General features: G+C 61.8%; 9 protein-coding genes. 4 read left to right on the top strand and 5 right to left on the bottom strand.

Annotated elements, in window-relative coordinates; genetic code table 11:
• Positions 1-143 precede the first annotated feature (143 nt).
• Positions 144-476 (bottom strand): hypothetical protein, encoded by a 333-nt coding sequence (locus LGH74_RS08610; protein ID WP_226174608.1) that lies wholly within the window; start codon positions 474-476, stop codon positions 144-146.
• 340 nt (positions 477-816) lie between these two features.
• Here LGH74_RS08610 and LGH74_RS08615 point away from each other — a divergent pair, with 340 nt between their 5' ends.
• From LGH74_RS08615 to LGH74_RS08630, 4 genes are all read left to right on the top strand, one after another.
• Positions 817-1428 carry a helix-turn-helix domain-containing protein gene (locus LGH74_RS08615; protein ID WP_226174610.1) on the top strand — a complete coding sequence of 204 codons (612 nt, stop codon included), beginning with the start codon at positions 817-819 and terminating at the stop codon, positions 1426-1428.
• Positions 1429-1822: 394 nt separating this feature from the next.
• Entirely contained in the window at positions 1823-4975 is a 3153-nt protein-coding gene (locus LGH74_RS08620; RefSeq protein WP_226174612.1) for a SusC/RagA family TonB-linked outer membrane protein, read from the top strand.
• A gap of 24 nt (positions 4976-4999) precedes the next feature.
• Positions 5000-6430, top strand: a complete 1431-nt coding sequence (locus LGH74_RS08625) for a SusD/RagB family nutrient-binding outer membrane lipoprotein (RefSeq protein ID WP_226174615.1) — start codon at positions 5000-5002, stop codon at positions 6428-6430.
• Between the two features lie 72 nt (positions 6431-6502).
• On the top strand, positions 6503-6880 hold the full coding sequence (locus LGH74_RS08630; RefSeq protein ID WP_226174616.1) for an NTF2 fold immunity protein: 378 nt from the start codon (positions 6503-6505) through the stop codon (positions 6878-6880).
• A gap of 3 nt (positions 6881-6883) precedes the next feature.
• Here LGH74_RS08630 and LGH74_RS08635 read toward each other — a convergent pair whose 3' ends face one another.
• The 4 genes from LGH74_RS08635 to LGH74_RS08645 all read right to left on the bottom strand — a co-directional run bounded on the left by LGH74_RS08635 (position 6884) and on the right by LGH74_RS08645 (position 11945).
• Positions 6884-9445 carry a DUF5916 domain-containing protein gene (locus LGH74_RS08635; protein WP_226174618.1) on the bottom strand — a complete coding sequence of 854 codons (2562 nt, stop codon included), beginning with the start codon at positions 9443-9445 and terminating at the stop codon, positions 6884-6886.
• A gap of 579 nt (positions 9446-10024) precedes the next feature.
• On the bottom strand, positions 10025-10159 hold the full coding sequence (locus LGH74_RS24860) for a hypothetical protein (RefSeq protein WP_262904581.1): 135 nt from the start codon (positions 10157-10159) through the stop codon (positions 10025-10027).
• A gap of 100 nt (positions 10160-10259) precedes the next feature.
• Positions 10260-10559 (bottom strand): hypothetical protein, encoded by a 300-nt coding sequence (locus LGH74_RS08640; protein ID WP_226174620.1) that lies wholly within the window; start codon positions 10557-10559, stop codon positions 10260-10262.
• Between the two features lie 72 nt (positions 10560-10631).
• Positions 10632-11945: a leucine-rich repeat-containing protein kinase family protein gene (locus LGH74_RS08645; RefSeq protein WP_226174628.1), complete on the bottom strand. Its 1314-nt coding sequence runs from the start codon at positions 11943-11945 to the stop codon at positions 10632-10634.
• Positions 11946-12028: the final 83 nt, after the last annotated feature.

Raw genomic sequence — 12028 nt, forward strand, 5'->3', positions numbered from 1 at the left:
CGGGTTCTTCGAAGCCGGGCTTGGATGCAGTACGGGTTGTTGAACAATGTAGAGGCGCATATTTGCGTCTCAGGGTCCGCGCCGTGCGAGTGTAATCATTCAACGACAAGAAGCTTGGTTGCGTCCCTACACCGCGCCGCTTCTTACGGATTCATCAGCAGAAACAGCAGATTGTGGTATAAAATCCCCACTTCGCCGTCGTGACTGCCGAAAAGGCCCGCATCTTCCATCAGGGCTTCCACTTCCTCGTAGTCCTGCACAAAATCCAGCTCCATGTCGTCGGAGGAGTCATCCAGAAAGGAATAGGTGACGTAGCGGCGGCGCGCTTCCAGGGTCACGAATAGGCGCTGGCGGTTGGTTTGGGCAATGAGCAGGGCCGGCAGCGGCTGCTCGTCGCCATCGGGCGTTTGGGTATAGACGACGGTTTTTTCGGCGTCGGCGGTATGCTGCAGAAACGTAATTGGGTCCAGGCTCATGGCGGGGATTGGGGCGGGTGCGCGGGCGGAGTATTGACGCGCGTCGGGCGACGCGGCCCGTTGGCTTCGCAAAGTACTGGCTTGGCAGGCATTTCCCACCGAACCCGCTTTTCGCGGACAAGCACCGGTGCTACTTTCCAACTTTCCCACCAGCAAGCGCTGTGGCCCGGGCAGGGCTGGCAGCACGGGCCGCAGCACAGTAAGCCACTGGCTACCAAACAGCCACGCAAAAGAGGTTGAAAATTTTATTGGGTAAGCCGTGCTACTTTTTGCTTAAGTCGGCATCATCACCTGTGGGTCCGGCTAGTTGCCGGCGGTAGTCACCAAACCAACTCACGCTATGCAAGAGCCCAACTTGGATCAATGGACAGCCGGCTTTGCACTAGTGGGGTTGCTGGCACTGCTCGTGGCGCTATTCGGCCCGCTGGCTTATCTGTTTCTGCGTGGCCAGCTAAGGCTGCCGCCCGGGCCAAAAACCGCCACCCCGGAGTCTGCCGCGCCACTGCCCACCTCTATGCCCGTGCCGCGCTACCAGAATTCAGGGTTGCCGCCGCAGCTGGCTCGGCACTGGGCCCAGCGCCTGGAAGAGCTGATGCAAACCGAACACCTCTACCGCCGCAGCGACCTGCGCCTCGACACCCTGGCCGACCGCCTGGGCTTGAGCCGCCACCACCTGTCGCAGGTGCTCAACGAGCAGCTTGGCCTGCATTTTTTTGAGTACGTCAACAGCCTGCGGGTGGCCGAGGCCCAGGAGCTGCTGCGCAATATGTCCCGCCGGCAGCTCTACATTATCGAGGTGGCCTACGCGGTGGGGTTCAACAACAAAGTGTCGTTCAACAAAGCCTTTAAAGCTGCCACCGGCCTTACGCCCAGCGAGTTTCGACAGCAGGCCCTCGATAATCCCGACCGGAATTTCCCACTCAGCCGGGTGTCGGTGCTGGCAAAAGGGTAATTGTTATCGGGATTACCGCCTCCCCCGCTTCTTATGGCCTCTTTTGACTGATTAGCTTCCCCTGTTCCGCGCTGCGCCCTGCGCCCGGGTGCCAAAGCCGAGGAGCATTTCCCCCAGCAGTTTTCACTGCCTTTTCCATCCCGCTTCTCCTGCCGGTCCGCGGTGCCGGCACTTGGTCAGGCAGCGGGCCTGTATCAACCAGATTTCGTTCGGGGCTGCAAGCCCGGAGAAACCAGAAAGCCGCTGTAGGTGAGTGCGGCGGCTTTCGGCGGCGGGTAGCGGGCTGCTCTACCGCGTCTGGTAGTGCGGGCCCGCTGCTTCGCCCCCACCCCGTGCCCCGACGGGGCAGTGCCACTCGCTACGCCTCCTCTTATTCTTCTAACGCACTACAGCCATGAAAAAAAACCTACTGCTGAGTTTCGTGCTTATGCTGACGCTCCTGGCCCAGGTGGCAGCCCAGAGCCGCGCCGTGTCGGGCCGGGTAACGGACCGCCAGAACGGCCAGGGCCTGCCCGGCGTGACGGTGTTGCTGAAAGGCACCACCAACGGGGCCTCCACCAACGCCGACGGCAGCTACACTATTACGGTGCCCGCCGAGGGCGGCACGCTCATTTTCAGCTCTATCGGCTACGCGTCGGTGGAACGATCCATCGGCACCGAATCAGTTGTTAACATGGGGCTGGCCCTCGACACCAAGCAGCTCGGCGAGGTGGTGGTGACGGCCTTCGGCATTGAGCGCGAGGCCAAAACCCTGACCTACGCCGTGCAGCAGGTGTCGGGCGAGGCCGTGACGCGCGTGGGCCAGCCCAACGTGACCAACGCCCTGCAGGGCAAAGTAGCCGGCGTGGTGGTACGGCAGTCGAGCGGCATGCCCGGCGCTTCGTCGCTGATTACGGTGCGTGGCAGCCGCTCGTTTACCGACAACAACCAGCCGCTCTACGTGGTTGATGGAATGCCCATTGAAAGCAACCCGGCCTTTGCGGTGGGCTTTTTGAACGCAACGGTGGGCGCGGTGAGCGGCCCCGACCAGTCGAGCCGGGCCCTGGATATCAACCCGGAGGACATTGAGTCGATTTCGGTGCTGAAGGGCGGCGCGGCCACGGCGCTCTACGGGCTGCGCGCGTCAAACGGCGTGGTAGTCATTACCACCAAAAAAGGCCAGGGCCAGCGTAAGCCGGTGCTCAGCTACAGCACCAACGTAAGCTTTGATAAGGTGTCGGTGCTGCCGGATCTGCAAAGCACCTATGCGCAGGGCACGGGCGGCACCTTCAGCCAGAACACCTCCACGTCGTGGGGCCCACGCTTAACGGAGCTTGACCCCACGGTGCTCGACAAGGGTGGCAAGCCGCTGGTGCCGGGCAAGGTGTACGACAACGTCGAACCGCTGTTCCGGACCGGCCACACCCTGACCAACGCCGTGGACCTCATTGGGGGCGGCGACTACGGCAATTTTGCCATTGGGCTGGCCTACACCCGGCAGAAAGGCATTATTCCTCAAACCGGCCTGGACCGCTACAACGCCAAGGTAGCCGGCGACTACGCCATCGGCAAGAAGGTGCGCGTGGGGGCCTCGGCCAACTACGCCGACACCTACATCGACAAGCTGCCGGGCGGCTCCAACCTTTCCAACCCGCTGTTTACCACGTACTACGCGCCGCGCAGCTACGACTTGTGGGGCATTCCGTTCGAAGATCCGACCAACCCCAACATCCAGATTCACTACCGCGCCGCCATTGACAACCCGCGCTGGTCGTTGGCCCACAACCGCTTCAATGAGCGCACGCACCGGGTGTTCGGCAACACCAACGTGAGCTACAAGCCGCTCGAATTTCTGACCTTCAACTACCGGCTGGGGCTGGACTACTTCACCACCGAGGGCCACGAGTTCTACGATTTGGGCTCGGGCAATACCGGGGGCCGCACGCCAGTGCCGGCCGGCGGACAGATTACCAACTACGCCTTCACCCAGAACCAGGTCAACTCCAACGCCTCGCTCACCTTCGACAAAAACGTGACGGAAGACATTGGTCTGATCCTGCTGGTGGGCAACGAGTTCTACGACATCCGGGACCGGCTCCAGACGCTCATCGGCAACGGCGTGACCATCGGCGGGCTGGAAAACATCGACAACACGGTGACCCAGAACACGGCCGAAAACATCAACCGGCGGCGCGTGGTGGGCTTTTACGGCAACGTGAACGTGTCGTGGCGCGAGCTGCTGTTCCTCAACGGCTCGGCCCGCCAGGACTACGTGTCAAACCTGCCCCGCGGCAACCGCACCTTTTTCTACCCCTCCATCGGCCTGGGCCTGGTGCTGACGGAAGCCGTGAAACTGCCCGATAATATCATCTCGTTTGCCAAGCTGCGCGGCTCCTACGCCCAGGTAGGCCAGCAGCCCGACGCGCCCTACTCCACGCGCAACATCTACCTGCCCGGCGGCAGCGCCTCGGGCTACCTCACCGACGGCATCGTGTTTCCCTTCAACGGCGTGGCAGCCCTCACGCAGAGCGACATTCTGCGCTCCAACGATTTGAAGCCCCAGAACACCAACACGCTGGAATTCGGCACTGATCTGCGCTTTCTGAAAAACCGCGTCACGTTCGACTACACCTATTTCATTCAGAAGTCAAAAAACCAGATTTTCCAGGTACCGACGGCCTTTTCGACCGGCTACACTTCGCGCCTGACCAATGCCGGCTCCCTCGAAACCAAGGGCCACGAGCTGACCGTGGCCGTGAAGCCGGTGCAAACCAAAACCATCGTCTGGACGCTGGGCGGCAACTTTACCAGCTACCGCAACCGGGTGCTGGCCCTGGCCGAGGGCGTGGACAACATCTTCCTCGGCGGCTTTACCACGCCCAACGTGCGGGCCCAGGCCGGGGCCAACTACCCCATTCTGTTCGGGGTGCGCTACGCCCGCACGCCCGACGGCCAGATTATCGTGGATGAGGACGGCTACCCCACGGCGGCCGACGACTCGGGGCCGCTGGGCAACGTGCAGCCCAACTACGACATGGGGCTCAGCAACACGATTGAGTGGAAGGGCCTGGCTTTGTCGGCGCAGGTGGATATCCGGCGCGGCGGTGTGGCCTACGCCGGCAATACCAAGCTGGCCAAGCTCTACGGCATTGACGCCCAGACCGAAGACCGGGAGTCGGACTACATCTTTCCCGGGGTGAAGGCCGTGACGGACGCCGGCGGCACCGTGACGGGCTACGTGCCCAACGACATCGTGATTCAGCGCGACGAGAACTACTGGCGCAACGTGCTGGACCCCATCGACGAGTCGCACGTGTACAGCACCGACTTTGTGCGGCTGCGCGAAATTGCCCTGAGCTATACGCTGCCCGCCGCGCTGGTAACGAAAACCAAGGTGCTGCAGTCGGCCAGTATTTCGCTCACGGGCCGCAACCTGGCCCTGTGGACCGACTACCCCAACTTCGACCCCGAAACCAACGTGGGCGGGGCCGGCAACGGGCAGGGCGTCGAGTACGTGTCGCTGCCCCAGACGCGCAGCTACGGTGCCAGTCTACGCGTGTCATTTTAACTCACCCCAAACCGCACTACTGCCATGAAAACGCAACAATTCTTCGCCGTGCTGGGTCTGGCTGGGTTACTGCTGGCTGCTCCCGCCTGCTCCGACGACGTGCTCGACGACATTGATACCAACCCCAACCGGCCCGAAACGGCCAGCCTGCGCCTGCTCCTGCCCCAAGTGGAAACCGACGCCGCCTTTGGCATTTCGGGCACCGAGCTGGCCTGGTACTCGTCGGTATTCGTGGAGCATACCACCGGCGTACACGCCCAGTTCGAGCAAATCGACAAGCGCGCCCCGGGCGCTTTTGTGTCGAACGTGACCAACAACAACTGGAGCAACATCTACGCCACCAACCTCAAGGACGTCGACACGATTATCCGCCAGGGCAGCATCGGCTCGGAGGCCGGCTCGTGGCGCTACGTGGGCATTGCCAAAATCCTGAAAGCCTACGTGCTGGGCATTGCCACCGACCTGTTTGGCCGCGTGCCCAATACCAACGCCCTGCAGGGCGCCAGCAATCTGAAGCCCACCTTCGACACCCAGGAATCGGTGTACGCCAGCATGCAGACCTTGCTCGACGAGGCCATTCTGGACCTGGACAAGCCGTCGGCGGCAACGCCCGGCAACACCGACTTCTTCTTCAATGGTGACCCGGCCCAGTGGAAAAAGGTGGCGTATTCGCTGAAAGCCCGCTACGCCAACCGCCTCAGCAAGCGCGACGCCGCCGGCTCGGCCACCCGGGCCCTGGCTGCCGCCGCCCAGGGCTTCACGGCCCCCACCGAAGGCTGGATTTTCACCCGCTTCACCACGGCTTCCATCGGCGAAAACCCCTGGTACCAGGAGCGCAACGACCGGAGTCACCTGGCCGTCAGCACCACCATCTACGACCTGTTTACGACGCTCAACGACCCGCGCGGCGGCCTGCTCGTCGACACTATTCCGGGCGGCACGCGGGTGGCCGCGCCCAACGGCACCGCCCTCACCGACCAGGGCAGCGTGCTGTATTCGCGGGCCTCGCCGCAGCTGGTAAACGCCACCGCGCCCCTGCCACTGATGACGTACGCAGAGCTGAAATTCATTGAGGCCGAAGCCAACCTGCGCCTCGGCAACCGCACTGCCGCCTACACGGCGTATCAGGCGGCGGTGGCTGCCGCTCTGGCCCAACAGCTGGTGCCCCCGGCCGCTGCTACGGCCTACCTGGCCCAAGTCAGCGTGTCGCCGGGAGCGGCGGGCCTCACGCTAAGCAACATTATCACCCAGAAGTACTTGAGCTTTTTCGTGTATCAGCCCATCGAGGCCTACAACGACTACCGCCGCACCGGCATTCCGGCCTTGCACAACCCCGAAGGCGCCCCGCCCCGGCGCTTCCCCTACCCTCAGAACGAGCTGGATAACAACCGCCTCAACGTGCCGGCCACCAGCCCCGGCAGCGGCGTGTGGTGGGACGACGGTACGGAGGACTAGCACTTTATAATAGACCAAAGTAGCGCGTACTATCCAGTTAGCGCTACTTTGGTCTATTGAAATTACCCTTGGATGACAAAGTATTTTATCCCAGCCGTATTCCTGATTCTACTGACTTGCTGCAATTCTTTCGGGCAGAATTTTAAGGGCCGCTCAGTATCAGGAGAAGCCGCGGCTTATGAAAGAGTGCGCCAGATGCTGCGGGAGAAACCCGGGTTTCAAGCGGTTCTGCTACCAGATAAAGCCACGGCCATTACAGTAGCCGAGTCTATGCTTTTCAAGGTGTATGGCAAGGATAATATCAGCCGGCAACGGCCTTATGAAGCCTATCTGATTGACGGGTTCTGGTACATCAGCGGGACGCTGCCGGAAGGCTGGGAAGGGGGCGTTTTTGAAATTATTCTTGATGCCAAGACCAGTCAGGCACTGGCATTGACCCACGGTAAATAACCCCTACCGCTTCCGCCGAAAGGCCAGGTAATCCAGGTAATACAGCACCTTCACCGAGAGGGAGTTATTGTGGGGCGTATTGATGGTGTTGCTCAGGTTGCGGAAGTAGAGGGGCGTAAACTCGTTGGCCTGCGCGTCGGGGCTGTTGGCATTTTTCCAGACCACGCTGATCTGGGAGCCGGGCGCAAACCACCAGGCGTACACCGCGTCCACGTTGAAGGCGTTGTAGGTATTGTCGCGGTGGCGCTGGTAGTCGGCGGGCGTTTCCTGGCCGCCGGGAGCTAGCGTCACGAAATCCTGGTAGCGCACGGTGCTGGTGTAGTGACGGGTGCGCAGCGTGAGCGACATACGGTTGGTGAAGGTGTAGGCCGCTTGCAGCACGTTGGACACCGTGGCCACGTCGCGCCGGCCCAGCAGCACCTGGCCCATAAACGGCTGGTCGAGCGGCTCATCCTCGCTCAGGCCGCCGTTTACGTAGCCGATCTGGTTGCGGCTGCGGCTCCAGTCGAGGCTGTAGCGGAAGGTGAGGTGGTTATTCACGCGGTAGCGCGGGTAAGCCCCGAGGCTGTAGCGCACCCGGCGCGGCCGGCTTAGGCGCTCATCCTGGGCATAGTACTGCACGCCGGCATTGAGGCCCAGGGCCACCTGCTTGCGGGTGTCGGAGTTGAGAAAAGCCACGAAGTCGGTGTTGGCCGGCACGCGCACGTAGAACTCGCCCAGCGGGTTTGTGCGGGGCTCGAAGAAGTCGTTGGTGCGGGCGTTGTGTTGCAGGTCGTAGCCAATCTGCAGGAAGCTTTTGGTGAAGGTGGTGTTGAAGCCGTTATAAAAATACAGGCTCTGGTAGCGCGTAGGCTTGTAGAGCAGCGCGTGGCCCACCTGCCCGAAAAAGGCCATGTTGTTTACCTTCCAGAAGGGCTGAAACTTGCGGTAGGCCACGCCCACGCGCTGGGTGATGTTGTTATTGCCGAACAAAATGCCCAGGTCATTGGGATTGTACGAGTCTGACTCGATGCCGTGGTTCACGTCCCAGGTGAAATTGCCGCTGATTTTGCCCACGCCCACCGCGTACTTGTAGCCGTCCTGGTCGCCAACCGGGGTGTCTTCCCCGAACACGTTGCCGCGCCGCCGCGAGTACACTACACTGCCATCCAGGGCGTAGGCGTTTTTCTTATCGTTGAAGCGAAACAGGCCACCCGTCACGTTGGCGTCGTAGGTGCGGCCCGCGCGGGTCACGTTGGTGTTGATAAGCGAGACGTAGGAGTTGTTTTTCAAACTCTGGTCGAGCACCGCAATGCTGTAGTTGCTGAAAGGCTGGGTGGCTACTTCCCGCTCCTGCCCCGTCTCGGTGTCGCGCAGGGTGGCGTACATATCATTGCTCACGGCGTTGAACAGGCCGATGCCCAGCCCGCTTTTCGTGCGGCCCGATACCTTGGTGGCGTTCAGCAACTGAGTTTCGGCGGGGTTGCGCACCAGCTTTTCGCGCTGGCCCTTCTTCACGTTGTAAAAGCCGATGGGCGTAGCGCCCACCCGCCGCGAATAGAACAAGTTGCCCTTGCTGAAGAGCTCGGTGCCCTCGGTGAAGAACTGGCGGTTTTCGGCAAACTGCACCTCAAACGGCGACAGGTTCAGCACCTGATTGTCGCTCTGCACCTGCCCAAAGTCCGGCACCAACGTGGCATCCAAGGTGAAGCTTTCATTGATGCCCCACTTCACGTCGGCCCCGCCGTTGAAGCTCGTGGTGGTGCGGCGCGTGCCCTCGGCGTTCAGCGGGTTGTGGTTCACGTAGCTGCTGATGTAGGGCGTGAGCGAAAGGCGCAGCGGCGGCTGCACGTCGCGGATGCCGCGCAGGTCGCCCCACTGGTTTACGAAGCCGTTCACGGCGGGCTTCACCTCATTCCAGAAATACTGAGCGTTGTCGTACTTGCGCTGCCGGGCAAAGTTGAGGCCCCAGAGCTGCTCGGGCGCCTTGCTGAAGCGGATGGCTGAGTACGGAATCCGCATTTCGGCGTACCAGTCGGTGCCGCGCTGGGTGGTGCGGGCGTCCCAGACGGCATTCCAGTTAAAGTCCTCCCCGCCGGCCGGCGAGTAGCGCGCATCGTACTGCACCCCGGCCGGCGTCACGCCGAAGTTGTAGCCGTTGAGCTGGTCGTGGTACGTGTCGAGGAAGATGCAGAACAGGTCGGAATTACCAAACTGGTCCCGGGCCGTCATTTCGCGCAGAATTGAGTCCGGCGACGAGTCGTGCATCACGGCCCCGATGTAGAGATTGGCATCGTCGTAGAGCACGCGCACCTCGGTTTTGTGCCGCTCGGGCTGGCCGGGGTTGGGCCGCTGCTGCACAAAGTCGGTAGCCACGGGCGCCTGCTGCCAGGCGGCCTCATCGAGCACGCCATCGAGCTTGATGGCCCCGGTGATGCGCACGGCCTGCAGCTGCTTTTTCGGGGCCGGCGCTTTGGCGTCGGGCGTGGCCGTCGGTATGGGGGTAGTTTGGGCAAAGGCAGCGGGCCGGCCGGCAACCCAGGCCAAGAGCAGCAGCAACAAGCAAAGCGTACGGGTGAAAGACATAGTGTGAGTGGTTGGGGTGCGGAAAACCGAATCGAGAAGCAGCCGGCCACCCGGCGCAAAAAAAAGGCAAAGCGGCGCCAGGCAGCCGCAAAAACGGCGCGAAACGAAGCAGAAAGAGCAGGGGTGAGACGGGAGCAGCGGCTACTGCCGGCAGCGGAAGATCAGGCGGCCCGCACCGGTGACGGGCAGAAGAAAGGCGTTGAGAGTGGCTATCTGGGCGTGGACACTGTGCTGCCGGCGGAAGGTTACAGGCTGGCCCGAATTTTATTCAGCAGTATGCTAATAACCGCTCAAAAACTGGTAGCCGTAAGCCCGAAAAGCCCCGGCCGCTGCGGCAGTCGGGGCTTTGGAAAGGCGTGTGTTTCTAATATGAAAGGTTGGGTTTCGCCTGTCATCTTTCATCTGGCTCCTCACCTACCCCACTGTAGCTTGTACCAACGCGAAAAAGCCCTTTACCACCGGAGCGGTAAAGGGCTTTTTCGCGTTGAATTGGGTTTGTCACTTATCAGAGGAAGGTCCTTCGTCGCCGCTTAATTCGCGGAATGCCCAGAATGACAGGACCAGGGGAAACACCTCTTCCTATTTGCCATCCAACAAGTTATAGAGCAGCCACAGCACCGAGAGAAAGGCCATGGCGTACCAGCCCCATTTGCTGTAGTTATCTTCGGGGACGTCGTCCCGCTTGGGTCGTATTTTTAATCCGGGAAGCTTCATAACGGCGGCCTGCAGGTTAAGAGTTGACCCTACCCATACGCAGATTTCCCGCCCGATTGTTCCCGTCATTCACCTTTGGCTGCTTACGGCCGCGCTTGGCTTAGTAGGAAGCCGGCACCGTCTCTTCCAGCAGCTCAGCCAGGTCCAGCTCCTCCACGTCGGGCAGGGCGGCAAAGCGGCTTTCGTGGAAGTTGGCCTCGGGAAAGCCCGGTGCTACCCCGGCATTGTTGATTTCGGCCACCGTGATGCCAAAGCCCTTGTGAGTATCATAAAGGCCACGCACGGTGTAGATAGGCCCGCGCTTGGGCGTCTGGATAGCCGGATTCTGGGCCAGTAGCAGGGTGAAGTCGTCGTTGGTGCAGACAATGGCCTGACCGATTTGAAACAAAGGAGCGTTCATGCCACAAAGATAGGGCAATCAGCTACTTGAAACCCACTGCCCGCCGCACAAAAGCTGGCCGGCTTGCCACCGCTACGCCAGTTCGGCCAGAATTTCCGCAAACCGGGGCCGCGCCGCCGCATCCGCCACGCACCGCTGCTGCAACCCGCGCAGCCGCCGAAAATCGTCGGTGGCGGTAGCCGCTTCGTCGCAATGATCCAGCAGTTCTTCCAGCAGGCAGCCGAAAGCCCGCACCTCCAGGCGTTGCAACCCCTGGGCCGTAGCCTCATTCGTCGCATCGAAAAAGCTGGCCGCCCCGAAGTCGCTCAGCCGGGCGTCGCCGGTGGCAGTGGCCAGGATGTTGTGGGCGTACAAGTCGCCGTGCAGGATGCCCTGCTGGTGCAGGTGAGCCGCCGCCGAGGCAATGCCGCTCGCAATGCGCAGGGCGGCGGCCAGGCTAAAGTGGGTGCCTTCGGCATACACGTCGCGGGTGCAGGTAGCAAAGCTGGGCGGCCCGGCCAGGTTGCAGAAAGCGGGGTCAATCAGCTCCAGTACCAGCCCTTCGGCCCCGGCCGGATGCCCGCCTAGTTTGCCTTCCACCGTGGTCAGATTGGGGTGGGCACCGGCGCTGATGCAGGCCACCATTTCACTGTGCGGCAGTCCGTCGCTGGTTACTGCGCCCTTAAAAACTTTCACGGCCACTTCCCGCACCGCGCCGCTTGCGGGCTGCCAGCGGGCCTGCGAAATCACGCCCGAGGCGCCCTCACCCAACAACTTGCCTACCGCTAAGCTTTGCCAATTGATAATACCGATGGGATGCTGGGCCTCGGCCCGGGCTTCGGCCGGCTGGCTGCAGGGGTTGCCGGCGTAGGCCAGCCACGTGAGGCGGGGCAGTGCCAGCAGCCAAGCGGGCAGCTCCGGGAGGCGGTTGGCGGCCAGGCGCAGCAGCTCCAGACTGGTGCAGTTGCGCATGGTTTCGGGTAATGATTCCAGCTGGTTGCCGGCCAGCATCAGCTTCTGCAAGTGCCGGCAATTACCGATTTCCGGCGGTAACTCGCGCAACTGGTTGTCGGTCAGAATCAGCCAGCGCAGGCGGGGCGGCAGGGCCGCGCCGGGCAGCGTGTGGATGCGGTTGGCCTTGAAGCCCACCATGCTCAGCTGCTCGCACTGGCCCAGCACGGCGGGCACCTGTTCAAACTCATTATCGGAGCAAAACAGGATGCGCAGCCGGTGCAGCCGGGGCAGGTCAGCGGGTAGTGTAGAGAGCTTGTTGCCGGTCAGATTCAGGATTTCCAGCGTATCGGCCAGCTCGAAAATCTCGCGGGGAAATTCGGTCAGGTCGCAGGAAAGGTCGAGGCGGTGAGTGCCGGCCAGGGTTCCGGCGCGCAGCTGTTCGAGGGTGTGCATGGCGCAAAGGTCGGTAAGCGGGGCCGGACTGGCGCGCTGGCAATACATAGTTATGTCACAGGTGTGACATAACTATGTATTGC

The sequence above is a fragment of the Hymenobacter lucidus genome (assembly GCF_020447265.1).
Taxonomy (GTDB): Bacteria; Bacteroidota; Bacteroidia; order Cytophagales; family Hymenobacteraceae; genus Hymenobacter; species Hymenobacter lucidus.

Coding starts and splice junctions, on each gene's coding strand:
- LGH74_RS08615 (WP_226174610.1), top strand. CDS start 817: ATGCAAGAGCCCAACTTGGATCAATGGACAGCCGGCTTTGCACTAGTG.
- LGH74_RS08635 (WP_226174618.1), bottom strand. CDS start 9,445: ATGTCTTTCACCCGTACGCTTTGCTTGTTGCTGCTGCTCTTGGCCTGG.
- LGH74_RS08620 (WP_226174612.1), top strand. CDS start 1,823: ATGAAAAAAAACCTACTGCTGAGTTTCGTGCTTATGCTGACGCTCCTG.
- LGH74_RS08640 (WP_226174620.1), bottom strand. CDS start 10,559: ATGAACGCTCCTTTGTTTCAAATCGGTCAGGCCATTGTCTGCACCAAC.
- LGH74_RS24860 (WP_262904581.1), bottom strand. CDS start 10,159: ATGAAGCTTCCCGGATTAAAAATACGACCCAAGCGGGACGACGTCCCC.
- LGH74_RS08645 (WP_226174628.1), bottom strand. CDS start 11,945: ATGCACACCCTCGAACAGCTGCGCGCCGGAACCCTGGCCGGCACTCAC.
- LGH74_RS08630 (WP_226174616.1), top strand. CDS start 6,503: ATGACAAAGTATTTTATCCCAGCCGTATTCCTGATTCTACTGACTTGC.
- LGH74_RS08610 (WP_226174608.1), bottom strand. CDS start 476: ATGAGCCTGGACCCAATTACGTTTCTGCAGCATACCGCCGACGCCGAA.
- LGH74_RS08625 (WP_226174615.1), top strand. CDS start 5,000: ATGAAAACGCAACAATTCTTCGCCGTGCTGGGTCTGGCTGGGTTACTG.